Genomic DNA, 26,791 nt, shown 5'->3' with positions numbered 1-26,791 from the left:
GCTGACGCACTCTGTTGGTTCTTTTCCTTGATCAATAGGCTGGGCCGGCCAGGCAGTCGCCCTCCGAAGGAGCCCCGTGTCCACTGCGCAGCCCATACCGGACATTCTCTCGCCCGAGTTCGCGGCCAACCCCTACCCGGTGTATCGCGCCATGCGGGAACACACCCCGCTGCTGTGGCACGAGCCCACCAAAAGCTACATCGTCTCCCGCTACGAGGACGTGGCCCGCGTCTTCAAGGACAAGGAGGCGCAGTTCACCACGGACAACTACGACTGGCAGATCGAGCCCGTGCACGGCCGGACCATCCTCCAGCTCAGCGGCCGTGAACACGCGGTGCGCCGGGCCCTGGTGGCCCCGGCCTTCCGCGGCAGCGAGCTGCAGAATGTCTTCCTGCCAGTGATACGCCGCAACTCCGAAGAGCTGATCGACGCCTTCCGCGACCGCGGCTCCGCGGACCTGGTCGCGGACTACGCCACCCGCTTCCCGGTGAACGTGATCGCCGACATGCTGGGCCTGGACAAGGGCGACCACGACCGGTTCCACGGCTGGTACACGACCGTCATCGCCTTCCTGGGCAACCTGGCGGGCGACCCCGAGGTGGCGGCCGCGGGCGAGCGGACCCGGGTGGAGTTCGCCGAGTACATGTTCCCGGTGATCGCCGAGCGCCGGAAGAACCCCGGCGACGATCTGCTCTCGGCGCTGTGTGCCGCCGAGGTCGACGGCGTGCGGATGAGCGACGAGGACATCAAGGCGTTCTGCAGCCTGCTGCTCGCCGCGGGCGGCGAGACCACCGACAAGGCGATCGCCGGGATCTTCGCGAACCTGCTCACGCACCCCGACCAGCTCGCCGCCGTGCGCGCCGACCGCACCCTCGTCGACCGGGCGTTCGCGGAGACCCTGCGGCACACCCCGCCGGTCCACATGATCATGCGGCAGAGCGCGGTCGACGTGGAGCTGGCCGGGGGCACCGTTCCCGCCGGTGCCACCGTGACCTGCCTCATCGGCTCCGCCAACCGGGACGGCGAGCGCTACCGCGAGCCGGACCGGTTCGACATCTTCCGGGACGACCTGACGACCACCACCGCGTTCTCCGCGGCGGCCGACCACCTCGCGTTCGCCCTCGGCCGCCACTTCTGCGTGGGCGCGCTGCTCGCCCGCGCCGAGGTGGAGACGGGCGTCAACCAACTCCTGGACGCCATGCCGGACATCCGGCTCGCCGACGGCTTCGTACCGTCGGAGCAGGGCGTGTTCACGCGGGGCCCCGCGGCCCTGCCCGTGGAGTTCACGCCCGTGCCGCGCTGAGCACCGTGCCGCCGCGTGCGGCGCGGAGCGTCTCCGCGCCGCCGCCGTCACTGCGCCACGGGCGTGAACTGGACCGGCAGGGCCGTCAGTCCACGCATCCAGATGGACGGCCGCCAGGTCAGCTCCGCCGGGTCGACGGCGAGCACCAGGTCCGGCAGCCGCTCGAGCAGCGTCTCGACCGCGGTGCGGGCGATGACGTCGGCGAGCAGCGGCGCCGGGTAGGGGCAGCGGTGCTCGCCGTTGCTGAAGGACAGGTGCGCGGAGTTCTCGGAGCCCACCTGCGCGCCGGGCCAGATCTGCGGGTCGGCGTTGGCGGCGGCGAGGCCGAGGACCAGGCAGTCGCCCGCGCGGATGCGGCGCCCGCCGAGCTGGGTGTCGCGGACCGCCCAGCGGCCGATGAAGTTCTGGGTGGGCGTGTCGAGCCACAGGACTTCGTTGAGGGCCTGGCTGACGCTGAGGCGGCCGCCGGAGACGTTCAGGGCGAACCGCTCGTCGGTCAGGAGCAGCCGCAGCGCGTTGCAGATCCAGTTCGCGGTGGGCTGCTGGGCGGCGGCGATCACGGAGATCAGGTCCTGGACGATCTCCTCGTCGGACAGGCCCGCCGGGTGCTCCAGCATCCGCGAGGTGACATCGGCTCCCGGGTGCTGCCGCCGCTCCCGCACCAGGTGGTGGACGCGCTCGCCGACCCGGATGTACGCGGCCACCGGGTCGTCGCCCTCGGCGGCGTCGAGCGACATCCGCAGGTCCTCGACGAGGGCCTCGGTGTCGGCGGCGCCGGGCGGCATGCCGACCATGTGGACGGCGGCGCGCATGGCGAGGGGGTGGGTGTAGACGCTCATCAGCTCGGCGCTGCCGCGGCCGGAGAAGTCCGCGATGAGCTGGTCGGCGATGTACGCGCACTCACGGCCGAGTTCGAACTGGTCGACGCCTTCGAGGGCCTCGGTGATGACGCCCGCGCGGCGGCGGTGCTCGGCGCCCTCGGTGAACAGGACGGAGGGCTGGTAGCCCACGAACGGCATCAGGGGCCAGTCGGCGGGGATGTTGTCCCACTGGTTCCAGCGCCGGGAGTCGCGGGCGAACAGCTCGTCGTGCGCGGTGACGTAGGAGACCTCGGAGTAGCCGAGGACCAGCCAGGCGGGCACGCCGCCGTCAAGGACGACGGGCGCCACCGAGCCGTGCTTGCCGCGCAGGTTGCGGTACAGGTCGAAGGGCGTCTGCTGGTACTCCAGGCCGCTCAGGGGCACCGCGTCGGGGTGCGCGGCATGGGCGGGGCAGCCGGGCGGCGGGGTGCTCGCCTGCTGCCCGGCGGCGGGTCCGGTCGCTTCGGTCATGCTGTCAGTTCCCGTTCCCGTGCCAGGTGGTGGAGGTGGTCGACGAGGGTGATCAGTACGTCCTTGCCGGACGAGCGGACCCGGGCGTCGCAGTCGATGAGGGGGACGTGGTCCGGCAGCGCGAGCGCGGTGCGGATGTCCTCGAGGGAGTGCCGCGCCGCGTCGTCGAAGCGGTTCACGGCGACGACGAAGGGCGTGCCGTGGTGTTCGAGCCGGTCGATGGCGTACCAGGACTCGTCCATCCTGCGGGTGTCCACGAGGACCACCGCGCCGAGCGTCCCGGCGAAGAGCCGGTCCCACAGGAACCAGAAGCGTTTCTGGCCGGGGGCGCCGAACAGGTAGAGCACCAGGCGGTCGTTGAGGCTGATGCGGCCGAAGTCGAAGGCGACGGTGGTGGTGTTCTTGCCGGACGACTCGGGCATCTTGTCGACTCCGGCGCCCGCCTGCGTCATCACCTCCTCGGTGTTGAGGGGGCGGATCTCGCTGACGGAGCGGACGAGGGTGGTCTTGCCGACGCCGAAGCCGCCCACCACGACGATCTTCAGGCCGTTTTCGGCCGTGTCGCGCAGCGGTGTCCGGGACGACGGCAGCTCAGAGGTTGCGGAGCCCATGGAGCACCTCCGTGAGAAGAGCGGAATCGGGCAGCGCGGCGGCGGCCGCCACGCGGGGGTGACGAGGGGTGATGCGGCCGGTCGCCAGCAGGTCCTCCAGGAGGATGCGGACGACGGTGATGGGCAGCGAAAGCTCCGCGGCGAGCTCCACGACGGCCGTGGGGTGGCGGCACAGTTCGAGGATGCGCCGGTGCTCCGACTGCTGGCCGACGGCCGGCTCGCACTCGGCGACGATCAGCGTGACCAGGTCGAAGGAGCTGCCGTCGGAGCGGCTGCGGCCCCCGGTGACCGTGTAGAGCCGGTCGGGGTCGCCCACGTCGACGGGCCGGCGCATCACGAGACGGGGCGCGCGGGGTCCCCGGGGGTCTCGGGGTTCCCGTGCCCTTGGCCGCGGGGCTCGGCCCGCAGGTGTTCGCCGATCTGGGACACGAGCTGGCTCATCTGGTGGCCCACCACACCGGGGTCGGCGTCCTCGTCGGCGATGACGGCGAGGTGCGCGCCCTGTCCGGCCTCCACGACGAAGAGCAGCCCGCCGTGGAACTCGGTCATCGAGTGGCGTACGCCGCCGGAGCCGTCGCCGAACTCCATGGACGCGCCCTGGGCGAGCGCCTGGATGCCGGAGCAGATCGCGGAGAGCTGGTCGGCCTGGTCGAGGCTGAGGCCGGGGCTCCAGCAGAGCTTGAGTCCGTCCCGGGACAGCACGAGGGCGTGCCGGGTGCCGGGGGTGCTGTCGAGGAGGGTGTCCAGGAGCCAGTTCAGGCTGTTGTCGGTGGTCTGCATGGTGATGAGGGGCGATCACCGGGTGCGCGAACGCCCGTACCTCCCTTTCGATGCGGGACGGGGGTGGGGAAGGTGTGGAACGAGGTGAACCGGGGTCTCGACGCTGAGGACCCGTGTGGGGCGTCGGGGGACGCCCGGTGCGCACAGGTCGCCGGGTACGCGGTCCGGGCGGACCGGCCCCGGCGGGTGCGCGGACCGTTCACTCGGCCCGCGGTGGCTCGCTCTCGCGGGTGGCCTGCGGCGGCTCGCTCGCGCGGACGGCCGGTGGTGGTTCGCTCGCCCCGGCGGCCCGGGGCGACTCGCTGTCTCCGGCGAGCCGGTGCGGCTCGCTCTCCCCGGCGGCCCGCCGGGCGCGGTGGAAGGCGCCGAACCGGGCGCCGAGGTCGCGCGGCGGGCGCTGGGCCCCGGCCGGGTCCGTGCCGGGGGCGGGGTCCGGTGCGCCGGTGTCGGTGCGCCGGGCGCCGGGGTGGGGGTCCGGGGTGCCGGGGGTTCCCCGGCCTCCCGGGGTGGTGTCCGGGCCGCTCCGCGCGGCGTCCCGGGCGGCGGAGTTGGCGGCCTGGCGCTGCTGGAGTTCGGCGTGCGCGGCGGCCATGGTGCGGCCGGGGCGCCGCATCGGGAGTCCGCCGAGGGGGACTCCCCGGCCGTCCGTACCACCGCCGCCGTCCGGGCCACCGCCGCCGTCCGGGCCGCTGGTGCCGTCCGGGCCGCTCCGGCCGTACGTACCGCCCCGGCCGTCGGTGCCTTCCGGACCGCCCCCGCCGTACGTACCGCCCCGGCCGTCCGTGCCGTGGCCCGACGCCCGGCCGTACTCGTCGGCCCCGTCGGCGGCGCGCTCGCGCACGGCGGTGTGCTCGGCCGTCTCCGCCCGCTCGCCGGGGGCGCCGCCGAGGCCCGCGTCGGCGGGGGCGGTGCGGGGTGCGGCGGAGGGCTCGGCGGGGCTCTCCGGGGCGGATCGCGGCGTGGGCACGCCGCCGGCTCCGCTCCCGGCCGCCGCGGGCGCGCCCGCGTCGACCGCAGGTGCCCGCTCCGGCTGCGGCTGCTGGGCGATGAGCTGCGGGGGCAGCAGCACGACGACTCCGGTGCCGCCGCGCGCCGAGGGGCGGAAGCTGACGTTGATCCCGTACTTCACGGCGAGCCCGCCGACGACGGCGAGGCCGAGCCGGGTGCCCTGGAGCAGCGCGAGGTCGGTCATCCGCCCGGACACCGACTCCTCGGCGCGGCGCTGGGCCGCCTCGGACATGCGGAGGCCGCTGTCCTCGATGGTGACGACGATGCCGGTGCGGGACTCCTCCACGTAGACGTGGACCTCGTCGGTGGGCGGGGAGAAGTTCGCGGCGTTGTCGGCGAGTTCGGCGAGCAGGTGCATCACGCCCTCGGCGGCGAAGCCGACGACGGCGACGCGGGTCGAGCAGTGCAGCCGCACCCGCTGGTAGGCGGCGATGCGGCCGACGGCGCCGCGCAGGATGGACTCCATCACGATGGGCTTGTTCCAGGCGCGGCTGGAGCGGCCGCCCATGAGCAGGGCGAGGCGGTCGGTCATGAGGCCGAGCTGCGAGGTGCTGTGGTCGAGCCGGAGCAGGTCGCCGAAGACCTCCTCGCCGTGCCGGTCCTGCATATCCCGCAGGTCGGCGAGCATGCTGACCGACTTGGCCTGGACGCGGCTGAGGGCCTTGGCGCTGGCGGCCTGGGCGGCGGCCGCGCGCCGCTCGCTCAGGGCGAGTTCACGGATGGCGGTCTCGGTGAGGGCGCGCAGCGCGGGGTCGTCGGGCCAGTGCGTGCCGGCGAGGGCGCGGTCCACGGAGGCGCCGCCGCGCAGAGTGGCGACGACGTCCGGGAGGGTCGCGGTGGCGAGGAGGCGTACGTCGTCGGTGCTGCGGGCCAGGTCGTCGGCGGCGCGGCGGCCGCTCGCGACGGCGGTGGCGGCGCGCTGCTCGGCGTCGGCGAGGGCGCTCACGCACACCCGCAGCAGTTCGCGCTGGGAGGGCAGGGCGGGCGGCCGGGTCTGCCGCAGGACGTCGTCGGGGGCGCCGCCCTCGCGCACGAGCCGCACCACGCCCGGCAGCGTCACCTGCGCCAGGCCCATGTCCTCGGCGGTACGGGTGTCCAACTGGCCGCGCACGTCGAGCAGTTCGGCCTCGGCGTCGGCGACCCGCGCCCGTAGCCTGTTGGCCGTCGCGAGGCCGACGAGGACGGCGACGGCGAGCAGGATCCAGCCCCCGGCGGCCGCGGCGCCCACCCAGGCGCGGGCCTTTTCCGGGGCGAGAGCGGCGGCGGCCGCGGCCGCCGCCGCGGCGGCTATGAGGAGACACACGGGCAGCGTGGGGGCCGTTCGCCGGCTGCTCGGGGTGCGGTCCGGACGACGATCGGCGGGCTGTGTCATTCCGTGGTCCCTCGGTGTCGGCACGGGTGCGCGGGCCGTCGGCCCGCCCTCGACTGCGTGCCGCCGCGAGGGAAGTCCGCCTGGTGGCGCTGTCTTCCGACGGCACTTGTGGTGGTCATGCTAGTCACAAGATCGCACAGTGGAAGCGGGCATTCAGCTCCGGGGGGCTCCGTCCGGAAGGTTCGTCGTGAAAGGACTCATCGGGGCGCCGTGCGTGCTATCGCGGTGCCGGATCCGACACCCCAGGCCGGACGGTGACACACCGTCGGCCACCCACGACGTAGGGTGCATGGGTCAGCCATCTACTGTCGGCAGGAGCTCTCCTGCGGCTGAAATCGCACCCCCGTGATGGCGATTTCAAGCCAACCTCCCCTACTCTGCGGCGCGTCCCGTGGCACCGGTGGCCCCGGGCCGACTCGCGCCTTCGCCGCCGCCGGGCCTGAATTTCTCCCAGGCCGTCGTCCCGATGCGGCCGGTGCTGCCGAGGTCGATGCCGCCGTCCGGCGTGACGGTCCGGGCCGGGGCGCCGGGGGCGGGGACGACGCGCAGATGGGGCGCGTGCACGGCGGGATGCGTCAGGTCGGTGTGGGTGTTGCGCCAGACCACGACCACCGTCGCCGACTCGTGCGGCCGCAGCGCCACGGGGTGCGGTCCGGGGTCGGGCACGCCGGTGGTGATCGGCTCCGTGCCGCGCAGGGTGCGTACGTCGAGGGGCGCGCGGTCGTCGCCGAGCGCGCGCAGGCCGGGGTAGCCGTCGAGCCGGTAGGTGCCGGTGCCGCAGTACGTCAGCGTCAGGCGCATCGCGCGCAGGCCCATCGCCGTGTCGACGGGGCCCGGTTCGACGAGGGCGCCCCGCTGACCCGCGCAGTCCCGGGACGCCTGCGGCGGCTCGGGCGGCGGCGCACCGTACTGCGGGGCACTGGCGGCGCCGGACGGGAGGCCGTCCGGGGTGACGCCGCGGGACGGGGCGGGCCCGGCTGCGGTCGGGGGCAGTCCGCCCTGGCCCGCCACGCGGGTCGCGGAGCCGTCCGCGTCGTCGCGCGCGGATCCCTTCGACTGGCCGCACCCGGCGACGAGTATCGCTAGGGCGCAGAGCGCACCGACGTGGGCCGTCCGGCGCGGCGGGAGGAGAGTCACGCCCGGATCATGCCACGCGGCACATCCCGCCCCGCCCGGCCGGACCACGTCCCACCCACCCGACCGGCCCACCCAACTGGCCCGCCCCACAACCCACCCGACCGGCCCGCCCCACGACCCGCCGGGCAGGCCCGCCCCACGACCCGCCGGACCGGACCGCCCCGCGCGCCACGGACCCCGCCCACGCACGCCCTCACAGGGCGTCCGCGCCCGCGTCCCCCTCGACCCGCGCCCGCACCAGCCCCGACTCATAGGCGAACACCACCAGTTGGGCCCGGTCGCGCGCGCCCAGCTTCGTCATCGCCCGGCTCACATGGGTCTTGGCCGTGAACGGGCTGATGACCATGTGCGCGGCGATCTCTTCGTTGGTGAGGCCGCGTGCCGCCAGGGCCGTCACCTCGCGTTCGCGGCGCGTGAGGCCCTCCAGGCCGGGCGGTGTCGCGCGGTCCGGCGGCCGGGCCACGAACTCGCCGATCAGGCGCCGCGTCACGGCGGGCGAGAGCAGCGCGTCGCCGCGCGCCACGACCTCGATGGCCTGCAGCAGGTCGGCGGGCTCGGTGTCCTTGAGCAGGAAGCCGCTGGCCCCGGCGCGCAGCGCCTCGAAGACGTACTCGTCCAGGCCGTAGTTGGTGAGGATGACGACGCGCACGTCCGCGAGGCGCGGGTCGGCGGCGATGCGGCGGGTCGCCTCGATGCCCGTCATGACCGGCATCTGCACGTCGATGAGCGCGACGTCGGGCACGAGTTCCCCGACGAGCGCCACGCCCTGCGCCCCGTCGGCGGCCTCGCCGACCACCTCGATGCCGTCCTCGGCGTCCATCAGGGCCCGGAACCCGGCCCGCATCAGGGCCTGGTCGTCCACGAGCACGACCCGGATCACCCGGCTCCCCCGGGCGCCCCCACCGGCAGTTCGGCCCGCACCGAGAAGCCGCCCTCGTCCCGGGCCCCGGCGCGCAGCGCGCCGCCGAGCGCCTCGACCCGCTCGCGCATCCCGGTGAGCCCGACGCCGGGTGCCACGGGCCGGTCCGGGCGCGCGGCCCCGTCGTCGTCCACCCGGACGACCACCTGCCGCTCCCCGTAGTCGAGGTGGACGCCGACCGCCGCCGGGCCGCCCGCGTGCCGGGCCGCGTTGGTGAGGCACTCCTGGACGATGCGGTACACGCCCTGTTCCAGGTCCGACGGCAGCGCGCGTTCGCGTCCGGTCACGGTCAGTTCGACGGGCAGTCCGGCGGACCGCGCGCGCTCGACGAGCAGGGCGGGGCTGCCGGTGGGCCCGTCGGTGCGCAGGACTTCAAGGGTGGAGCGCAGTTCCCGCATGGCTTCGCCGCTGGCCTCCTGGATCGCGAGCAGCGCGGGCGGGACCTCCTCGCCGCGCTTGCGGGCCAGGTGGGCGGCCACGCCCGCCTGGAGCTTGACGATGGAGATGTGGTGGGTGAGGGAGTCGTGCAGTTCGCGGGCGATGCGCAGGCGTTCCTCCCCGGCCCGGCGCAGCGCCACCTCCTCCCGGGTCCGCTCCGCCTCCAGGGCGCGCTCCTCGGTCTGGCGGAGGTAGGCCTGCCAGGTCGTGGCGGCGATGCCGGTGGCGACGGCGCACACGAACCAGCCGGTGAGCAGGAGGGTGCGTTCGACGGCGCCGTCGCGTCCCGGGTCGGCGCCGAGGAAGGCGGCGAGGAAGGCGAGTCCGGTGCCGGTGGCGAGCAGCCGGTGTCCGGCGTGCGCGGCGGTGTGCACGGCGGCGAGGACGGGGAACGCCGCCGCGGTGGCCGGTTCGGCGTGCAGGACGAAGGCGGCCATGCAGAGCGCGCTGGCGACGAGGACGACGCGTGGCGCCCGGCGGTACTCCGCGAGGACGAGCGAGCCGACGCACGCCAGGGCGTAGTCGACGGCGTCCGCGCCGCCCTCGTACACCGTCGCGAGCACGACGACCACGGCGATGAGCGCGGCGAGTGCCACGACCACCGCCCTGGCCTTGCGTTCGTCCAAGTGGACATGGCCACCGAGCGTGACCCGGCCGTCCGGCCCGTGTTCCCCCATCATGTCCGGCACCCTAGCCCGCGCCCCTGACCGCGACGTCCCCCGCACGGACCGCTCCCGCGCTACTCCCCGCGTAGTAGTCGCGCGGCCGCCCGCCCCCGGCGAGGTAGGTCCAACTGCCTTCGCCGGTACGACGACCGGAGGGCACCGGCACGGCGACGATCGGCGGCACACAGCACCACACGGCGGCGCCGCACATCGGCACCGCGCGACACCGCACACCGGCGCCGCACCCCGGCACCCCACGAGCCCCCGGCCCCCGAGGCGAAGGACCCGCCATGACGACGCACACCCGCACCGAAGCCCGCCCCAACGCCCGCCAGGAGGAGCTCTGGAACGGCCCCATCGGCCGGCACTGGGCCGAACAGCAGGACCGCTACGACGCCATGAGCGGCGACCTCAACGACCGTCTCTTCGCGGCCGCGCGCATCAGCGGCGGCGCCCGGGTCCTCGACATCGGCTGCGGCGCGGGCACCGTCACGCGGATCGCGGCCCGGCTCGCCGGACCGGACGGGCACGCGGTCGGCGTCGACATCTCCGCGCCGCTCCTGGAGCGGGCCCGGGCCCGCACCGCGACGGAGGCGGTCACGAACGTCTCGTACGAACGGGGGGACGCCCAGACGCACGACTTTCCCGACGGCGGCTTCGACGTGGCGATCAGCCGGGGCGGCGTGATGTTCTTCGCCGACCACGCGGCCGCGTTCGGCAACGTGGCCCGCGCGCTGCGTCCCGGCGGGCGCCTTGTGTTCGTCTGCCCGCAGCCCGCGAGCCCCGACATCGAGGAGTCCCGCGCGCTCGGCCTGCTCGCGGGACTCCTCGGCGCCGAGGGGGCCGCGCCGTCCTCGGACCACACCGACGCCCGCGCCGCGATGGCCTCGCTCAGCGACCCCGCGCACATCCGCCGCTCCCTCGCCGCCTACGCGGAGGTGGCCGTGACGTCGCTGCCCGTCGAGACGTACTGGGGCCGCGACCCGTCGGACGCCATCGACTTCCTGCTCTCCCGCACGCCCGGCCGTGTGGTGCCGAGGGTCACGCGCAAGGCCCTGGAGGACGCGCTCAGTCCGTACGCGGGCGGGCGCGGGGTCCGCATGCAGGCACGGGTGTGGCTGGTGACGGCGGTACGCCCGAGCTGACGCGCGGGCCCGCCGCCCCCTCGACTCCCCTGCCTGCCAAAGACCTTGTTTCCCGTGGCCGCTACCGCCCCCCTACTTCGCGTGCTCCCGGCGCGACCACATCAGCGCGAGGTACACCACGAACGCCGCCCCGAGCCCCACGGCCCACCCGTAGTCGGCCAGCGGCTTGAGGAAGGAGACGATGCCGTCGTCGGGGAACGGCCCCTTCCCCGGGTCGGAGTGCGAGCCGCCGACGGCGAGCACCCCGCCCACGGCGAAGGCGGCGACGGCCCGCCAGTTCCAGCCGCCCGCGTACCAGTAGCGCCCGTCCTGCCGGTAGAGGTCGGCGAGGTCGAGGGCGGTCCGGCGCACGACCCAGTAGTCCGCGATGAGGACGCCCGCCACCGTGCCCAGCAGGCCGCCGACCACGCCGAGCCAGACGTAGATGTACAGCTCGGGCGTCTCGATCAGCTTCCAGGGGAAGATCAGGACGCCCACGACGCCCGTGATCAGCGCGCCGGTACGGAAGGTGATGAGCCGGGGCGCCAGGTTCGCGAGGTCGTACGCGGGCGAGACGACGTTCGCCGAGATGTTCACGGAGACCGTCGCGACGAGCACCGTCACCAGCGCGAACAGCAGCCCGAAGACGTTGTCGGCCTTGGCGGCGAGGTCCACGGGCTCCCAGACGGGCTCCCCGTACACGGCCTGCGAGCCGGACGTGACGAGGACGGAGAGCAGCGCGAAGGCCGTCATCGTGGTGGGCAGGCCCAGGGTCTGGCCCCACACCTGCGCGCGCTGGCCCTTCCCGAAGCGGGTGAAGTCCGGGATGTTCAGGGACAGCGTGGACCAGAAGCCGATCATCCCCATGAGCGCGGGGAAGAACACCGGCCAGAAGTCCGCGCCCCAGCCGAGCCGCGACGGCTGGTCGAGCAGCGGCCCGAGCCCGCCCGCCTTGCCGGAGATCCAGACGAGCAGCACGACCGCGCCGACGAGCACGAAGGGCGCCGCCCAGTTCTCGAACCGCCGCAGCGTCTCCATCCCCCGGTGGATGATGGCGAGTTGGAGGGCCCAGAACGCCACGAAGCACAGCCACAGCGTCCACGGGTACCCGCCGATGTGCGAGGCGTCGGCCCACGCGCCGCCGAAGACCTCGTTGAGGAGGACGAAGATGCCCTGTCCGCCGATCCAGGTCTGGATGCCGAACCAGCCGCAGGCGACGGCGGCCCGGATCAGGGCGGGCAGGTTCGCGCCGCGCAGCCCGAAGGAGGCGCGCGCGAGCACCGGGAACGGGATGCCGTACTTGGGACCCGCGTGCCCGGTGAGCAGCATCGGGAGCAGCACGACGACATTGGCGACCGCGATGGTGAGGACGGCCTGCTTCCAGTCCATGCCGAGCGCGACCAGGCCGGAGGCGAGCGTCCAGGACGGGATGTTGTGGGCCATGCCCACCCACAGGGCCGCGAAGTTGTAGGTGGACCAGCGGCGTTCGGCGAGCGGGATCGGCTTGAGGTCGTCGTTGGCGAAGCGGCTGTCGTGGGGGTAGGCGCCGGGCAGCAGCTCTACGCGGCCGTCGGGGGCGGTGCGTTGGGCGGGCGCTCCCGCGGGTGGACCGGCGGGGGCGGTGGGCGGCCCCGGGGGGACGGTGTCGGTCATGGGCAGGCCCTTCGCTGGAAGGAGGGGTACCAGGGGCCGTGCGGAAGCCAACAGGATGCCCCGAACACCGTGCTCGGCGGTACACCTGTGACCTGTTGACACGGGGCGCCGCTGGAGGGGCGGCCCGGCCGTCGGCTCAGCCCCCACGCCGCCCCCGCGCGCCCCTGCGCACCCTCTTGGCAGCTCCGGTGCCATGTGAAATATTACTGAGGTCCCCATGAGAACCGCTCCGCGCGTCGCCCCGCACCCGTCTGGAGTCCCCATGAGCACCGGCACGACCGACCCCTCCGGCACCCCCGACGCCTCCTGGAGCCCCGCCCGACCCTGGCGCGGCATCATGGTCGCCACCGCCCTCCCCCTGCGCGCCGACCGCACCGTCGACTACGACGCGTACGCCGACCACGTCCGCTTCCTGATCGACGGCGGCTGCGCCGGCGTCGTGCCCAACGGTTCGCTCGGCGAGTACCAGACGCTGACGCCCGAGGAACGCGCCCAAGTAGTGCGGGTCGCCGTGGAGGCGGCGGGCGACGGCGCCCGGGTCATGCCGGGTGTGGCCGCGTACGGCAGTGCCGAGTCCCGCCGCTGGGCCGAGCACGCGGCCGAAGCGGGGTGCGGGAGCGTCCTGCTGCTGCCGCCGAACGCCTACCGCGCGGACGCCGACGCCGTGCGCGCCCACTACGCGGAGGTCGCCGCGGCGGGCCTGCCGGTCGTCGCGTACAACAACCCGGTCGACACCAAGGTCGACCTGGTCCCCGCGCTGCTCGCCGAGTTGCACGCGGCCGGGCACATCGTCGCCGTCAAGGAGTTCAGCGGCGATGTCCGCCGGGCCTATGAACTCGCCGAGCTCGCCCCGGACCTGGACCTCCTGGTCGGCGCCGACGACGTGCTGCTCGAACTGGCCGTCGCGGGCGCGGTCGGCTGGATCGCCGGGTACCCGAACGCCTTCCCGGCCTCCTGCGCCGAGCTGTACCGCGCCGCGACCGCCGGTGACCTGGAGCGTGCCCTCCCCCTGTACAAGTCCCTGCACTCGCTGCTGCGTTGGGACTCCCGGACCGAGTTCGTCCAGGCCGTCAAACTCTCCATGGACCTCGCGGGCCGTCACGGCGGCCCGACCCGCCCGCCGCGCCTGCCCCTGTCGGGCGCGGCCGGGCAGGCGGTGCGCGCCGCCACCGAGAAGGCGGTCGCCGACGGCCACCGCTGAGGCCCGCCCGGGAACGCGGGCCAGGGAGCCCCGGGGCCCCGAGAGCCCCCGTCCTCGCCCGCTCAGCTGCGAAAACAACGTGACATTGTACGCTGGTGATCCGCTCGGCCACGAAGGCGCGGGGCGCAGGCACGAAGGGATCACCACCGCCATGGGCCATCTGACTCAGCGCGACCTCATCACCACCCGCGAGCGCCTGCGCGACCAGGTGGCGAACGCGCTGCGCGCGGCCCTGATCTCCGGCGAACTCAAGCCCGGCGAGGTCTACTCGGCGCCCGCGCTCGCCGAGGACTTCGGCGTCTCGGCGACGCCGGTGCGCGAGGCGATGCTCGACCTGGCGCGCGAGGGCATGGTCGAGCCGGTCCGCAACAAGGGCTTCCGCGTCACCGAGGTCAACGAGAAGGACCTCGACCAGTACACGGAGATCCGCACCCTGATCGAGGTCCCCACGGTCGGCCGCATCACGCGCACCGCCGCCCGCGAGGACCTGGAGGCGCTGCGCGAGGTGGCCGAGGAGATCGTCCGCGCCGCCCGCGTCCACGACGTCATCGGCTATCTGGAGGCGGACCGCCGGTTCCACCTGTCGCTGCTCGCCCTGGCGGGCAACGAGCGGCTGGTGGAGGCCGTCAGCGATCTGCGCAAGCGCTCCCGGCTGTACGGCCTGACGGGCCTGGACGAGCGCGGCGAACTGCTGCCGTCGGCCGAGGAGCACATCGAACTCCTCGACCTGATGCTGGCCGGTGACGCCAAGGGCGCCGAGAAGTGCATGACGCGCCACCTCGGCCACGTGCGGAACCTGTGGGCGAAGGGGCGTCAGCCCCAGGAACCCGCCAAGCGCCCCCGCCGGGGCGGGCTCGGCACCGCCCGCTGACCCCGGCCCGACCCAGTCCTGTGGCGCCGCTCGTGCGGCGCCACAGCCGCATCCGGGTGCGCAACACTCGTCCACCGCACCAGATGTGACGCTGCGTCAATCTCTCCCCAGGCCCGCAGAAGGCTTCCTCTGGCCATGTGATGTGTGCAATATTACATGTCACGCATTCTTCGTGGGCATGACAGTTCAAGGGGTCCGCGCAGCTCAGCACCCCTCGGCTGTCGCCACGGTTCGCGCACCCCCCACGGCCGTGCCTCTTGTACGGCTGCCGACCGCCCGGAGGGCACTTTGAATCGGACGTCACCACCACAGCAGTCCCCAGCACCGAGAACCCCCCTTGCCCGGCTCCTGATATCGGCCCTCGTGATGTGTCTGGGCCTCACCCTGGTGGCCTTCACCGGCCAGGGGGCAGCGGCGGGCACCGAGGCCAAGGCGCCCGCGCCGCGCCCGGGCACCGCCCCTTCGCCCGCCACCCCCACCTCGACCGAGGACCTGCGGGCCAAGGAGGCGGAGCACGCGGCCAGGCCACCCAAGGACCCCTCGAAGCGCCCGCCGACGCACACCGTCAAGCAGGCGCCCAAGGCGGCCCGCAGCGCCCCGAAGGCGGCCTGCAACGTCTCCGACTTCACCTCGAAGACCGGCAGCGCCCTGGTCCAGCAGATCAAGTCCGCGGAGACGAGCTGCGTCAACACGCTGTTCACCGTGTCCGGTTCGGACGCCCGGGCCCTCTTCCGCGAGGAGCAGATGGTCACGGTGTCCCACGCGCTGCGCGACACCGCCGCCAACTACCCGGGGAACAACAGCGGTTCGATCACGCAGGTGGTCCTCTACCTGCGCGCCGGCTACTACGTGCAGTGGGGCGACCCGGACAACGTCGGCGACTACGGTCCCGCGCTCAAGAGCGCCGTCCAGGGCGGCCTGGACACGTTCTTCGGCTCGTCGCGGGCCTTCGACGTCAGCGAGGCGAACGGCGAGACGCTGGCCGAGACGGTCACCCTGATCGACAGCTCGGGTGAGAACGCCCGCTTCCTGAACGTCGTCAAGCGGCTCCTGAACGGCTACAACTCCTCGTACAACGCCCACTGGTGGATGGTCGTGGCGGTCAACAACACCTACACGGTGCTGTTCCGCGGGCACCAGCTGCCGGAGTTCGTGGCCGCCGTGCAGGCCGACCAGAGCGTCCTGACCCAGCTGCGGGACTTCGCCGTCGCGCACGACGACCTGCTCGGCACCGACAAGTCGTACCTCACCTCCAATGCCGGGCGCGAGCTGGGCCGCTTCCTGCGGCACGAGCAATTCGGCGGACTCGTACCGCAGTTGGTCAAGCAGCTCCTCGACCGCAGCCGGATCACCGGCCGCACCGCCCCGCTGTGGGTGGGCCTGGCCGAGATGACGGACGCGTACGACAAGGACAACTGCTCGTACTACAACACCTGCGACCTGCAGAACCGCGTGCGTGACGCCGTCCTGACGGTCAAGCACACCTGCGCCCCGAGCCTGCGGATCGTCGCCCAGCAGATGACGTCCACCGAGCTGGGCTCCGCCTGCTCCAGCCTGCTCGCCCAGGACTCCTACTTCCACGGCGTGGCCAAGGACAACGGCCCGGTCGCCAACGACAACAACACCACGCTCGAAGTCGTCGCGTTCGACTCCAGCGCCGACTACAAGACGTACGCGGGCATCATCTTCGGCATCGACACCAACAACGGCGGCATGTACCTGGAGGGCAACCCGGCCCAGGCGGGCAACCTGCCGCGGTTCATCGCGTACGAGGCGGAGTGGCTGCGCCCCGACTTCCAGATCTGGAACCTCAACCACGAGTACACGCACTACCTCGACGGCCGCTTCAACATGTACGGCGACTTCGCGGAGGGCATGAAGACGCCGACCGTGATGTGGGTGGAGGGCTTCGCCGAGTACATCTCCTACTCGTACCGCAAGGTCACCTATGACGACGCGATCAAGCAGGCGGGCAAGAAGACGTACCGGCTCAGCACGCTCTTCGACACCACCTACGACAACGCCGACTCCACGCGGATCTACAACTGGGGCTATCTGGCGGTCCGTTACCTGGTCCAGTCGCACCCCCAGGACGTGACGGCCCTGCTCGGCCACTACCGCAAGGGCGACTGGGCCGCGGCCCGCACCCTGCTGACGAACACCATCGGCACCCGCTACGACGCGGACTTCGCGAACTGGCTGGACAAGTGCGCCGCGGGCGACTGCGGAACCCGCCCCAGCGCCCGGAGCTGACGATTCATCAGCTCTGAAGGACACGGCGCGCAGGCGGACAACGGCGTCCGCCTGCGCGTCGGCCGCACCGGACCGGCACGGTCATTCCCCGAACGCGGGGATGACCGTGCTGCCGTACCCGTCGATGACCTGCTCGCGGGCGTCGTGCATCGCGTACACCGCGAACTGGTCGACCCCCAGGTCCCGCAACGTCGCCAGTTTCTCCCGGTGTTGCTCGGCCGTACCGATGACGCAGAAGCGGTCCACGATCTCGTCGGGCACGAAGGCGGTGTCCGGGTTGCCGGTCCGGCCGTGGTGGGCGTAGTCGTACCCCTCACGGGCCTTGATGTAGTCGGTCAGCGCCTCCGGCACCAGACCCGAGTGCTCCCCGTACTTGGCCACCAGGTCGGCCACGTGATTGCCCACCATGCCGCCGAACCAACGGCACTCGTCCCGGGCGTGCGCCAGGGCCGCCGGCGAGTCGTCGTCGGTGAGATAGGCGGGCGCCGCCACACAGATCTTCACCGCCGACGGATCACGGCCCGCCGCCGCGGCCGCGGCCCGCACCGCCTTGACCATCCACTCCGTCAGGAACGGGTCGGCGAGCTGCAGGATGAACCCGTCGGCCTTCTGGCCGGCGAGGGCGAGTGCCTTGGGCCCGTACGCGGCCATCCACACCGGCAGCTTGCCGTCCCGCACCCACGGGATGCGCAGGGTCCGCCCGTCGACGTCCGCCTCCCGGCCCTCGGCGAGGTCGCGGACGACGTCGATGCACGCGCCGAGGCGGGCCAGGGTGTTGGGCTTGCGGCCCGCGACCCGCATCGCGGAGTCGCCGCGGCCGATGCCGCACACGGTGCGGTTGCCGTACATGTCGTTGAGCGTGGCGAAGGTGGAGGCGGTGACCTCCCAGGTCCTGGTGCCCGGGTTGGTCACCATCGGGCCGACGGTGAGGTGTTCGGTGTGCTCCAGGATCCGGCTGTAGATCACGAACGGCTCCTGCCACAGGACCGCCGAGTCGAACGTCCAGCCGTAGCGGAACCCGCACCGCTCGGCGCGGCGCATCAGGCCGACCACGGCGGACGCGGGCGGGTCGGTCTGCAGGACGAGTCCGAAATCCACGAGGGACCTCCTTGCTGGTTCAGATGAGTGACCGGCGCGGGCGGCAGGTCAGCTCAGGTACTGGCAGGTGGCGCGCGGGGTGTACAGGCCGTGTCCGGCGCGGCCGGTGAACTCTCGCTGGTCGATGACGAGTTCGCCGCGCGACAGGACGGTCTCGACGCGGCCGGTGACCTGCTTTCCCTCGTACGCGGAGTAGTCGACGTTCATGTGGTGGGTGGCCGCCGAGATGGTCTGCGGCGCCACGGGGTCGTAGATGACGACGTCCGCGTCGGCGCCGGGGGCGATGGTGCCCTTCTTCGGGTAGAGGCCGAACATGCGGGCCGGGGTGGCGCAGGCGATCTCGATCCAGCGGCGCCGGGTGAGGTGCCCGTCGAGGACGGCCTGGTGCAGCAGGTCCATGCGGTTCTCGACGCCGGGCAGACCGTTGGGGATCTTGGAGAAGTCGCCTCGGCCCAGCTCCTTCTGGCCGGTGAAGCAGAACGGGCAGTGGTCGGTGGAGACCACCTGGAGGTCGTTGGTCCTCAGGCCCCGCCAGAGCGCCGCCTGGTGCTCGCGCGGGCGCAGCGGCGTCGAGCAGACGTACTTGGCGCCCTCGAAGTCCGGCTCGGCGAGGTTGTCAGTGGACAGGAACAGATACTGCGGGCAGGTCTCCCCGAACACGTCGAGTCCCTTGTCCCGCGCGGCCGCCAGCTCCGCGACGGCCTCCTCGGCGGAGACGTGCACGACGTACAGCGGGGCGCCCGCGACCCGGGCGAGCTGGATGGCGCGGTGCGTGGCCTCGGCCTCCAGGATGACCTTGCGGACCTCGCCGTGGTGGCGCGGGTCCGTCTCGCCGCGCTGGAGGGCCTGCTCCACGAGCACGTCGATGGCGATGCCGTTCTCGGCGTGCATCATGATCAGCCCGCCGTTGGCGGCGGAGCGCTGCATGGCGCGCAGGATCTGCCCGTCGTCGCTGTAGAAGACGCCCGGGTAGGCCATGAAGAGCTTGAAGGAGGTGATGCCCTCCTCCACGAGCAGGTCCATCTCCTTCAGCGTCCGGTCGTTGACGTCGGACAGGATCATGTGGAAGGCGTAGTCGATCGCGCACTTGCCGTCGGCCTTCGCGTACCAGGCGTCCAGGCCCTCGCGCAGCGCCCGGCCGACGGTCTGGACGGCGAAGTCGACGATGGTGGTGGTGCCGCCCCAGGCGGCGGCGCGGGTGCCGGTCTCGAAGGAGTCCGACGCGAAGGTGCCGCCGAACGGCAGCTCCATGTGGGTGTGCGCGTCGACGCCGCCCGGGATGACGTACTTGTCGCTCGCGTCGATGACGCGGTCCGCGCTCCAGGCCGCGGCGGCCTGGGTGCCGCGCGCGGCGAGCGCCGCGATCCGGCCGTCCTCGATCAGGACGTCGGCGTGCAGCTCCTCGGCGGCGGTGATGACGAGACCGCCGCGGATCAGGGTGCGGGTACTCATGGTGGTGCGCTCCCTTTCGTACGTACGGGGGTACGCGAGTGCGCCCGGTGTGCGGACACGGGGCGAGCCCGCGCACGGGGCCGGTCGCGGCCTAGACGCTCCGCAGGGCCCGCTCCAGGATGGCGGCGCCCTCCTCGGCCTCGGCGACGGTCAGCGACAGCGGCGGGGCGACGCGCAGCACGCTGGTGCTGTGCCCGCCGCCCTTGCCGATGAGCAGCCCGCCCTCACGGGCCGCCTCCAGGACGGCCGCGGCGGCCTGCGGATTCGCCTCTTCCGTGCCGGGCCTGACCAGCTCGATGCCGATCATCAGGCCCCGGCCACGCACCTCGCGGACCACCGGGAGCTGGGCGCAGACGGCCCGCAGCCGCTCGATGAGCAGCCCGCCGACGCGGCGCGCGTTGCCCTGGAGGTCGTGTTCCAGGAGGTACGAGAGGTTGGCGAGGCCCGCGGCCATGGTGACGGGCGAGCCGCCGAAGGTGGAGATGGAGTTGGCGTCCAGGGAGTTCATGATCTCGGCGCGGCCGACGACGCCGCCGATGGACATGCCGTTGCCGATGCCCTTGGCGAAGGTGAGCAGGTCCGGCGGTCCGGCCGCGGCGTGCGCCTGCCAGCCCCAGAAGTGGTCGCCGGTGCGGCCCCAGCCGGTCTGCACCTCGTCGGCGATCCACAGGATGCCGTGCTCGGCGAGGACCTCGCGGAAGGCGGCGTACAGGCCGTCGGGCGGCGAGGTGAAGCCGCCGACGCCCTGGATCGGCTCGGCGATGAGCGCCGCGACGCCGCCGCGGGACTGACCGAGCATGTCCCGCAGGTCCGCGACGCAGGCCGCGGTGAACTCGGCGTCGCTCAGGGCGGCGTAGGGGCCCCGGGAGCGGACGCCGCCGTGGACGTACAGCGTCTGCAGCGGCGACAGGCTCGTGGGCGACCAGGACTGGTTGCCGGTGATGCCGACCGAGGTGAAGGAGCGGCCGTGGTAGCTGTTGCGCATCGCCAGGATCTGGTTGGAGCGGCGGTGCGCGGTGGCGAGGAGCAGCGCCGTGTCGTTGGCCTCGGTGCCCGACGTCGTGAAGAACACGCGGGCGTCGGGGATGCCGGACAGGGCCGCGACGCGCTCGGCGAGGTCGACCATCGGGCGGTTCAGATAGAGCGTGGAGCTGTGGATGATCCGGCCGGCCTGCTCGGCGACGGCCTTGGTGACGTCGGGCAGCGCGTGCGCGGTCATGGTGGTGAGGATGCCGCCGAAGAAGTCGAGGTAGCGCCGGCCCGCGGCGTCCCAGACGTGGCGGCCCTCGCCGTGAGTCAGCTCGACGGGCTCGTCGTAGTAGAGCGCGAGCCAGTCCGGCAGCACGGCCCGGTGCCGGGCGTAGAGATCCTTCACGGGTTGACCAGCCCTTCGTACGCGTCCGGGCGGCGGTCCCGGTAGAACGCCCACTGTTCGCGGACCTCGTCGATCAGGTCGAAGTCGAGGTCGCGCACGACGAGTTCCTCCGCCTTGTCGCTCGCCGTCTCGCCGACGAACTGCCCGCGCGGGTCCACGAAGTAACTCGTGCCGTAGAAGTCGTTGTCGCCGTACTCCTCCTGGCCGACGCGGTTGATCGCGGCGATGAAGTACTCGTTGGCGACGGCTGCCGCGGGCTGCTCCAGCTGCCACAGATAGGCGGACAGACCGCGCGAGGTGGCCGACGGGTTGTAGACGATTTGGGCGCCGTTGAGGCCCAACTGGCGCCAGCCCTCGGGGAAGTGGCGGTCGTAGCAGATGTAGACGCCGACGCGGCCGACGGCGGTGTCGAAGACGGGCCAGCCGATGTTGCCCGGCCTGAAGTAGAACTTCTCCCAGAATCCCTTGACTTGGGGGATGTGATGCTTGCGGTACTTGCCCAGATAGCTGCCGTCGGCGTCGATCACCGCGGCCGTGTTGTAGTAGAAACCGGCCTGTTCGACCTCGAAGACCGGCACCACGATCACCATGCCGGTCTCGCGCGCGAGGTCCTGCATGCGGCGCACGGTGGGCCCGTCCGGCACCTGCTCCGCCCAGCGGTAGTGCTCCTTCTCCTGGACCTGGCAGAAGTAGGGAGCGTTGAAGACCTCTTGGAAACCGATGACCTGCGCGCCCTGCCGCGCGGCTTCGCGGGCGTGCTCCTCGTGCTTGGCGATCATGGATTCGGTGTCGCCGGTCCAGGTCGCCTGGACCAGTGCGGCGCGTACGACATTGGCCATGAGCTGCTCCTTCGACGGGACGTCAGAGAGCCTCTACGCCCGTAGACTTCTTGCGTAGACAGACGAACGTAAGCCCCATCGACGGCCTTGCCAAGACCATCGTCGTAACGCGGCGGAGTCGATCATGTTTCACACCCGGGCGGGTGACGGCGCGACCCGCTGGAGCGCGGGCGGCGCCGGGGCGCGTTCGGGTCGGCCGGGGGCGGCACGGGACGGCTCGACGCGGCTCGGCACGGCTCAGGTGGTGAAGCCCGCGACGCGCAGGGCGTGCACGAGGTCCCAGTGGCGCTCGTCCGACGCCGCCCGCGCCGCCTCCAGGAGCTGCGGGATGAGCCGGGGCGGGTCGGTGTGCGCGCAGGCCGCGACGTCCTCGGCGCTGCGGACCAGGACGAACGCGTCGAGCAGCGCCCGGGCCTCGCGGGTGCGCCCCGCGTCGGCGAGGGCGATCAGGGACTCGGCGATCTCCGGGGCGGGCCGGGCCACGCCCTGGCGCAGCAGCTTGCGGCAGTCCTCCGCGCGGCCCGCCCCGGCGAGCGCGTCCGCGACGGCCACGAGCCGGTCGGGCGGCAGCGACGCGGCCTCCCACAGCAGGGTCGCCCAGTCCGCGGCGAGGCCCGCGTGGTGCAGCTCCTCGGCGAACAGCGGGAGCCTGGCCGCGGGCCACCCCGCCGCCTCGACGAGCACCCCGTGCGCCTCCCCGCTGCGGCCCTCGCCGCGCAGCCGGAGCAGGGCCCGCACGGCGTCGACGGTGACGCGCTCGTCGGCGAGGTGCTCGTCCGCGAGGTGCGCGTCGGCGGCGGCACGGGCGTCGGCCGCCTCCCGGTCGGCCGCGGCGGCCCGCTCCACGGCCCTGGTCCGCCTCGGGGCGCGCGGCGCGGTGTCCATGGCCTGGGCGTAGCGCGCGCCGCGGGGAGCGCCGGGGGCGCCGGGCGGCCCGTCCGCCACCGGGGCCCCGTCCGCCAGGGGTACGTCGATGGCGCCCACGCCGTCCGCCTCATCGGCGTCGAATCCGGCGAACCCGGCGAAGCGAGCGCCCCGGGGACGGCGGCGGGGGTCGGACTGGTGGGGCACGCGCGGGGTCCGGTCGGGCGGGTCGGCCTGGGCGTGCTCGTCCCGGGACTGGTCCGAGGCGTGGTCCGAGGGATGGCCCGAGGGGTGGCCCGACTCCGCCCTGGGGGGCGTGACTTCCTGCCCGGGGCCCCCGAAGTCCACCCACTGGGGCGCGCTCGCCCGGTCCAGGCGGTCGATGCGCGCGCGCAGCTCCCCGCAGCGCGCGGCGGCGCGTTCGTGGTCGTCGCGCACCCACGCCAGGTCCAGGTGGATGCGGTCCACGTCGTCGGGCGTGGGCGCGACGGCGAGAGCACGCGCCAGCTCCTGCTGCCGCTCCAGGGCGAACCGCTGCTCCTGGAGCATCAGGTCGAGCCGCTCGCTGAGGAGTTCCCGCGTGCCGGGCCGGTCGTCGTGCGCGGCCACCGACGCCGCGTGCAGGGCCCGTGCGCGCGCCGTCTCCGCGTGCGCGACGCCCACCCCGGCGTCGGCCGCGAGATCGTGGAGCAGCGCCTGCACCACGTCCCAGGGCGGCACCTCGGCGCCGTCGAGACAGGCCCGCATGCCGTCGGGGTCGCGGGACAGGAACACCCCGCACCACCCGGCGTCCCGGTCGATCCGGGCCAGGAGATCGTTCAAGTACTTTGCGAACTCCCGGATCTCGTCCGGGAGTTGTCCCACTGCCATGGTCGGCACCGCCCCCTGGGAGACTAGGGTCTGCCGGTCCGGAAGATAACACCAGATGGGTTACGGGACGGCTACACGCGGTTTTCCGAAGGCTTCATTAATTACTTGGACGTGCGGCGGGAGACGTGGTTAGTCTGCGCACATGTCCAGTCCCGAGGCGAACAGACGCTAGCCACCGGCGCTCCGGTGGCCGCTCCACGGACTCCTTGAGTTCTCATCCGCCGCGTCGCAGCGACGCCGACGTCGTGCCGTTCCCGGGCCCGACGCCTCCCGTCGCTCCGCGGCCCCTCCGCCACGGGATCGCCGCAGTGCCGTAGTCACGGACTGCTCTTTCACCCTCTTCCTCACCCGCGCGGCAACCGCGCGGCCCCAGCGCGGCCTTCGCCGCGCCGCCGAGGGCTGCCCGCGGGCCCCGTGGACCCTCTCAGTGCTTGCGGAGTCTCGCTGTGCCATTCGTCCTGTATCTGCTCGGGCTCGCCGTGTTCGCCCAGGGCACGTCCGAGTTCATGCTGTCCGGCCTGGTGTCGGACATCGCCGCCGACATGGCGGTGTCGGTCCCGGCTGCCGGTTCGCTGACCTCGGCGTTCGCCGTGGGAATGATCGTGGGGGCGCCCCTGATGGCGGTGTTGAGCCTGCGCTGGTCGCGCCGCCGCGCGCTCCTCGGCTTCCTCATCACGTTTCTGCTCGTCCATGTGGTGGGCGCCCTGACCACCAGCTACGCCGTCCTGCTCGCCACCCGCGTCGTCGGCGCGCTCGCGAACGCCGGTTTCCTGGCCGTGGCCCTGACCACCGCGACGAGCCTGGTCGCGCCGGACGCCAAGGGCCGGGCCACGTCGATCCTCCTCGGCGGCACCACCCTCGCCTGTGTCGCGGGCGTGCCGGGCGGCGCGCTGCTGGGCCAACTGTGGGGCTGGCGCGCCGCGTTCTGGGCGGTGGCCCTGATCTCGGTGCCCGCCGTCGTCGCCGTCGCCCGGGCCGTACCGCCGTCCACTCCCACCACGGCGCACACCGGCGTCCGCGCGGAACTGCGGGCGCTGCGCTCCCCCGGGCTCCTGGTGACGCTGCTGCTCGGCGCGCTCGTCAACGGTGCGACGTTCTGCGTCTTCACGTACCTGGAACCGCTGGCCACGCACGTGTCCGGCATCGACGACGCGTGGGTGCCCGGGCTGCTCGCCCTGTTCGGTCTTGGCTCGTCGGTCGGGGTCGCGATCGGCGGGCGGCTCGCCGACACGCGTCCGGTGCCGCTCCTGGCGGGCGGCACGGCGGCGCTGCTCGCGGGCTGGGTGGTGTTCGCGCTGACGGCGGGCAACCCGGTGGCGGCGGTCGTCCTCGCCTTCATCCAGGGGATGCTGTCGTTCGCAGTCGGCTCCACCCTGATCGCACGGGCGCTGTACGCGGCGACGGCGGCACCGACGCTCGCGGGCGGCTTCGCCACGGCGGCCTTCAACCTGGGGGCGGCGGTGGGGCCTTGGGCGGGCGGCAGGGCCATCTCCTCGGGCCTCGGCTACCGCGCACCCCTGTGGGTCGGCGCCCTGTTCGTGGCGTCGGCGGTCCTGGCGGCAGGGGCGGCGCTCCTCGCGCGACAACGCCGACAGAACCGCCAACACCGCCAGCGGCGCCAACGGCGCCAACACTGACGACACCGGCAGCGACGGAAGGCCGCCCTCGACATTTAGTTATGCTGTTGTAATGATTACAGACACACAACTACTTTTCAGGGGCGTTCATGACCCACCTCACCTCTCGCGGACGCTGGTCGGTGCTGGCCGTCTGCTGCTTGAGCCTGCTGATCGTCAGCCTCGACGTCACCGCTCTGAACGTCGCGCTGCCGTCCATCCAGCAGGACCTGAACAGCCCGCTGTCCGGCTTGCAGTGGACGGTCGACGGCTACACCCTCGTCCTGGCGAGCCTGCTGATGTTCTCGGGCTCGCTCGCCGACAGGGTGGGCCGACGGCGCGTCTTCCAGGTCGGCCTTGCGGTCTTCACCACGGCCTCACTGCTGTGCAGCGCGGCCCCGGGCCTGGGCTGGCTGATCGCGGCACGCGCGCTCCAGGCGATCGGCGGTTCGATGCTCAACCCCGTCGCCCTGTCGATCATCAGCGACGTCTTCTCCGACTCCCGCGAGCGCGCCCGCGCGATCGGCGTGTGGGGCGGCGTCGTCGGGATCAGCATGGCCGCCGGGCCCATCATCGGCGGCGCGCTCGTGGAGTCGGCCGGCTGGCGGGCGATCTTCTGGATCAACGTACCCATCGGCCTGGCCGCGCTCGCCCTGACCCGGCGGTACGTGCCGGAGTCCCGCGCCGAGCGCCCCCGCCGCGCCGATCCGGTCGGGCAGGTCCTGGTCGTCGTCCTGCTCGCCACGGTGACGTACGCGATCATCGAGTCGCCGGTCAGGGGCTGGACGTCGCCGCTCGTCGCCGGGTGCGCGGTCGCGGCGCTGTGCGCGCTGCTCGGGTTGCTGCGCTACGAGCCCCGGCGCGTCGACCCCCTCATCGACCTGCGGTTCTTCCGTTCGGTTCCGTTCGCGGGCGCGACCGTCATCGCTGCCGCCACGTTCTTCGCGCTGGGGGGCTTCCTCTTCGTCAGCTCCCTGTACCTGCAGAACGTACGGGGGCTCGACCCGCTGCACGCCGGTCTGTTCATGCTGCCCATGGCGATCACGGCACTGGTCGGCGCGCCACTGTCCGGGCGGATCCTCGCGGCCCGGGGCCCCCGTGTGCCCCTGGTGGCGGCCGGGGCCGCACTGTGCGCGAGCTCCGTCCTGCAGGCGCTCACCTATTCCGCCCACCTCTCGGCGGCGCCGCTGTTCTGCGCCTACGCGCTGTTCGGCCTCGGCTTCGGGATGGCCACCGCCCCGATCTCCCACACCGCCGTGTCCGCGATGCCGCGCTCACAGTCCGGGGTGGCCGCCGCGGTGGCCTCGGCCTGTCGCCAGTTCGGCCAGTCGCTCGGCGTGGCGGTCATCGGCGCGCTCATGGCGACCGGCGCGCACACGGGCACGGCGGCCTTCGTCCAGGCGAGCCGGACGGCCTGGTGGATCATCGCCGGGTGCGGCGGCGCGGTCCTGCTGCTGGGTACGCTCACCTCTGGCCGCTGGGCTCAGTCCACGGCCCGGCTCACCGCGGAGCGGTTGGCCGCCGAGGAGACCAGAACGACGGTGAAGACTTGATGGAGCGCCCCGGCGACGACACGGGCCGACAGGTGGACGACGCCACCGTGCGGGCGGCCACGCGAGCCTGGCAGGGACTGAACACCCTGCTGATGGACCGCCACAATCGCCGCAAGGAAGTCGCCGAGGCGCTCGGCATGAGCTTCAGCCGCATCCGGGCCCTGCGCAGGATCGCCCCCGGCCCGCTCACGCTGCGGGAGTTGGCGCAGCGGATGAGCACCGACCCGCCCTACACCACCGTCATCGTCGACGACCTGGTGCGGCGCGGCTTCGCCGAACGCGTCCCCCACCCGGTCGACCGGCGCGCCAAGCTGGTCCGCCTGACCGCCGAGGGCGAGGCGGCCGCCGCCCGCGCCGCCGCGATCCTCTCCGCCCCGCCGGAGGACCTGCTCGCCCTGGACCGCGAGGACATCGAGGCCCTCGACCGCGTGGTGTCGAAACTGCTCGGCTGACCTCGA

Annotated in this window: 22 protein-coding genes; 8 read left to right on the top strand and 14 right to left on the bottom strand. The window is 73.1% G+C overall.

Features of this window, described 5'->3' with window-relative positions; genetic code table 11:
* The first annotated feature begins 76 nt into the window (after positions 1–76).
* Positions 77–1,303, top strand: coding sequence for a cytochrome P450 (locus IE274_RS12415; RefSeq protein ID WP_190115712.1), 1,227 nt, complete (start codon positions 77–79; stop codon positions 1,301–1,303).
* Between the two features lie 47 nt (positions 1,304–1,350).
* Here IE274_RS12415 and IE274_RS12410 read toward each other — a convergent pair whose 3' ends face one another.
* The 8 genes from IE274_RS12410 to IE274_RS12375 all read right to left on the bottom strand — a co-directional run bounded on the left by IE274_RS12410 (position 1,351) and on the right by IE274_RS12375 (position 9,579).
* Positions 1,351–2,634, bottom strand: coding sequence for a cytochrome P450 (locus IE274_RS12410; RefSeq protein WP_190115711.1), 1,284 nt, complete (start codon positions 2,632–2,634; stop codon positions 1,351–1,353).
* Complete coding sequence (locus tag IE274_RS12405; protein ID WP_190115710.1) at positions 2,631–3,245, bottom strand: GTP-binding protein; 615 nt, start codon at positions 3,243–3,245, stop codon at positions 2,631–2,633. The genes IE274_RS12410 and IE274_RS12405 overlap by 4 nt, the downstream gene beginning before the upstream one ends.
* Positions 3,226–3,582 carry a DUF742 domain-containing protein gene (locus IE274_RS12400; RefSeq protein WP_190115709.1) on the bottom strand — a complete coding sequence of 119 codons (357 nt, stop codon included), beginning with the start codon at positions 3,580–3,582 and terminating at the stop codon, positions 3,226–3,228. Before IE274_RS12400 ends, IE274_RS12405 begins: the two co-directional genes overlap by 20 nt.
* Entirely contained in the window at positions 3,579–4,025 is a 447-nt protein-coding gene (locus IE274_RS12395) for a roadblock/LC7 domain-containing protein (RefSeq protein ID WP_190115708.1), read from the bottom strand. The genes IE274_RS12400 and IE274_RS12395 overlap by 4 nt, the downstream gene beginning before the upstream one ends.
* 199 nt (positions 4,026–4,224) lie before the next feature.
* Positions 4,225–6,336: a sensor histidine kinase gene (locus IE274_RS39405; RefSeq protein WP_307822145.1), complete on the bottom strand. Its 2,112-nt coding sequence runs from the start codon at positions 6,334–6,336 to the stop codon at positions 4,225–4,227.
* 441 nt (positions 6,337–6,777) lie between these two features.
* On the bottom strand, positions 6,778–7,542 hold the full coding sequence (locus tag IE274_RS39400; protein ID WP_229909489.1) for a DUF4232 domain-containing protein: 765 nt from the start codon (positions 7,540–7,542) through the stop codon (positions 6,778–6,780).
* 193 nt (positions 7,543–7,735) lie between these two features.
* Positions 7,736–8,422, bottom strand: a complete 687-nt coding sequence (locus tag IE274_RS12380; RefSeq protein ID WP_190115707.1) for a response regulator — start codon at positions 8,420–8,422, stop codon at positions 7,736–7,738.
* Positions 8,419–9,579: a sensor histidine kinase gene (locus tag IE274_RS12375; protein ID WP_190115706.1), complete on the bottom strand. Its 1,161-nt coding sequence runs from the start codon at positions 9,577–9,579 to the stop codon at positions 8,419–8,421. The genes IE274_RS12380 and IE274_RS12375 overlap by 4 nt, the downstream gene beginning before the upstream one ends.
* Before the next feature lie 275 nt (positions 9,580–9,854).
* On the opposite strand from IE274_RS12375, the gene IE274_RS12370 reads away from it, so the two are divergent.
* On the top strand, positions 9,855–10,709 hold the full coding sequence (locus IE274_RS12370; protein ID WP_190115705.1) for a class I SAM-dependent methyltransferase: 855 nt from the start codon (positions 9,855–9,857) through the stop codon (positions 10,707–10,709).
* A 72-nt stretch (positions 10,710–10,781) separates the two neighbouring features.
* Here IE274_RS12370 and IE274_RS12365 read toward each other — a convergent pair whose 3' ends face one another.
* The gene (locus IE274_RS12365; protein ID WP_190115704.1) at positions 10,782–12,341 is read right to left on the bottom strand and encodes an NCS1 family nucleobase:cation symporter-1; all 1,560 of its coding nucleotides are present in this window, start codon (positions 12,339–12,341) and stop codon (positions 10,782–10,784) included.
* Between the two features lie 262 nt (positions 12,342–12,603).
* Here IE274_RS12365 and IE274_RS12360 point away from each other — a divergent pair, with 262 nt between their 5' ends.
* From IE274_RS12360 to IE274_RS12350, 3 genes are all read left to right on the top strand, one after another.
* A complete protein-coding gene (locus tag IE274_RS12360; protein WP_190115703.1) occupies positions 12,604–13,542 on the top strand; it encodes a dihydrodipicolinate synthase family protein in 939 nt (312 codons plus the stop codon).
* Between the two features lie 151 nt (positions 13,543–13,693).
* On the top strand, positions 13,694–14,413 hold the full coding sequence (locus tag IE274_RS12355) for a GntR family transcriptional regulator (protein WP_190115702.1): 720 nt from the start codon (positions 13,694–13,696) through the stop codon (positions 14,411–14,413).
* Between the two features lie 366 nt (positions 14,414–14,779).
* The gene (locus IE274_RS12350; protein ID WP_190115701.1) at positions 14,780–16,666 is read left to right on the top strand and encodes a collagenase; all 1,887 of its coding nucleotides are present in this window, start codon (positions 14,780–14,782) and stop codon (positions 16,664–16,666) included.
* An 81-nt stretch (positions 16,667–16,747) separates the two neighbouring features.
* On the opposite strand, the gene IE274_RS12345 is transcribed toward IE274_RS12350, so the two are convergent.
* The 5 genes from IE274_RS12345 to IE274_RS12325 form a co-directional block, all read right to left on the bottom strand.
* Positions 16,748–17,764, bottom strand: coding sequence for a TIGR03842 family LLM class F420-dependent oxidoreductase (locus tag IE274_RS12345; RefSeq protein WP_190115700.1), 1,017 nt, complete (start codon positions 17,762–17,764; stop codon positions 16,748–16,750).
* Between the two features lie 48 nt (positions 17,765–17,812).
* Positions 17,813–19,216: a dihydropyrimidinase gene (hydA, locus tag IE274_RS12340; RefSeq protein WP_190115699.1), complete on the bottom strand. Its 1,404-nt coding sequence runs from the start codon at positions 19,214–19,216 to the stop codon at positions 17,813–17,815.
* 91 nt (positions 19,217–19,307) lie between these two features.
* Complete coding sequence (locus IE274_RS12335) at positions 19,308–20,591, bottom strand: aspartate aminotransferase family protein (RefSeq protein WP_190115698.1); 1,284 nt, start codon at positions 20,589–20,591, stop codon at positions 19,308–19,310.
* Complete coding sequence (locus IE274_RS12330; protein ID WP_190115697.1) at positions 20,588–21,430, bottom strand: nitrilase-related carbon-nitrogen hydrolase; 843 nt, start codon at positions 21,428–21,430, stop codon at positions 20,588–20,590. Before IE274_RS12330 ends, IE274_RS12335 begins: the two co-directional genes overlap by 4 nt.
* A 237-nt stretch (positions 21,431–21,667) precedes the next feature.
* Complete coding sequence (locus IE274_RS12325; RefSeq protein ID WP_190115696.1) at positions 21,668–23,164, bottom strand: amino acid adenylation domain-containing protein; 1,497 nt, start codon at positions 23,162–23,164, stop codon at positions 21,668–21,670.
* 446 nt (positions 23,165–23,610) lie between these two features.
* Between IE274_RS12325 and IE274_RS12320 the strand changes: the two genes are divergently transcribed.
* The 3 genes from IE274_RS12320 to IE274_RS12310 all read left to right on the top strand — a co-directional run bounded on the left by IE274_RS12320 (position 23,611) and on the right by IE274_RS12310 (position 26,785).
* The gene (locus tag IE274_RS12320; RefSeq protein ID WP_190115695.1) at positions 23,611–24,801 is read left to right on the top strand and encodes a Cmx/CmrA family chloramphenicol efflux MFS transporter; all 1,191 of its coding nucleotides are present in this window, start codon (positions 23,611–23,613) and stop codon (positions 24,799–24,801) included.
* Positions 24,802–24,890: 89 nt separating this feature from the next.
* Positions 24,891–26,333 (top strand): MFS transporter, encoded by a 1,443-nt coding sequence (locus tag IE274_RS12315; protein WP_190115694.1) that lies wholly within the window; start codon positions 24,891–24,893, stop codon positions 26,331–26,333.
* Positions 26,333–26,785: a MarR family winged helix-turn-helix transcriptional regulator gene (locus IE274_RS12310; protein WP_190115918.1), complete on the top strand. Its 453-nt coding sequence runs from the start codon at positions 26,333–26,335 to the stop codon at positions 26,783–26,785. Before IE274_RS12315 ends, IE274_RS12310 begins: the two co-directional genes overlap by 1 nt.
* Positions 26,786–26,791 lie beyond the last annotated feature (6 nt).

It is taken from the genome of Streptomyces flavofungini (genome assembly GCF_014650815.1).
Classification (GTDB): domain Bacteria; phylum Actinomycetota; class Actinomycetes; order Streptomycetales; family Streptomycetaceae; genus Streptomyces; species Streptomyces flavofungini.
This window is presented reverse-complemented; position numbering and strand designations above follow the sequence as displayed.

Excerpts from the sequence above, each read along its gene's own strand:
- IE274_RS12395 (WP_190115708.1), bottom strand. The coding sequence starts at position 4,025 with ATGCAGACCACCGACAACAGCCTGAACTGGCTCCTGGACACCCTCCTC.
- IE274_RS12370 (WP_190115705.1), top strand. The coding sequence starts at position 9,855 with ATGACGACGCACACCCGCACCGAAGCCCGCCCCAACGCCCGCCAGGAG.
- IE274_RS12405 (WP_190115710.1), bottom strand. The coding sequence starts at position 3,245 with ATGGGCTCCGCAACCTCTGAGCTGCCGTCGTCCCGGACACCGCTGCGC.
- IE274_RS12310 (WP_190115918.1), top strand. The coding sequence starts at position 26,333 with ATGGAGCGCCCCGGCGACGACACGGGCCGACAGGTGGACGACGCCACC.
- hydA (WP_190115699.1), bottom strand. The coding sequence starts at position 19,216 with ATGAGTACCCGCACCCTGATCCGCGGCGGTCTCGTCATCACCGCCGCC.
- IE274_RS12325 (WP_190115696.1), bottom strand. The coding sequence starts at position 23,164 with ATGGCAGTGGGACAACTCCCGGACGAGATCCGGGAGTTCGCAAAGTAC.
- IE274_RS12365 (WP_190115704.1), bottom strand. The coding sequence starts at position 12,341 with ATGACCGACACCGTCCCCCCGGGGCCGCCCACCGCCCCCGCCGGTCCA.
- IE274_RS12410 (WP_190115711.1), bottom strand. The coding sequence starts at position 2,634 with ATGACCGAAGCGACCGGACCCGCCGCCGGGCAGCAGGCGAGCACCCCG.
- IE274_RS12375 (WP_190115706.1), bottom strand. The coding sequence starts at position 9,579 with ATGATGGGGGAACACGGGCCGGACGGCCGGGTCACGCTCGGTGGCCAT.
- IE274_RS12355 (WP_190115702.1), top strand. The coding sequence starts at position 13,694 with ATGGGCCATCTGACTCAGCGCGACCTCATCACCACCCGCGAGCGCCTG.
- IE274_RS12330 (WP_190115697.1), bottom strand. The coding sequence starts at position 21,430 with ATGGCCAATGTCGTACGCGCCGCACTGGTCCAGGCGACCTGGACCGGC.
- IE274_RS12360 (WP_190115703.1), top strand. The coding sequence starts at position 12,604 with ATGAGCACCGGCACGACCGACCCCTCCGGCACCCCCGACGCCTCCTGG.
- IE274_RS12350 (WP_190115701.1), top strand. The coding sequence starts at position 14,780 with ATGTGTCTGGGCCTCACCCTGGTGGCCTTCACCGGCCAGGGGGCAGCG.
- IE274_RS12315 (WP_190115694.1), top strand. The coding sequence starts at position 24,891 with ATGACCCACCTCACCTCTCGCGGACGCTGGTCGGTGCTGGCCGTCTGC.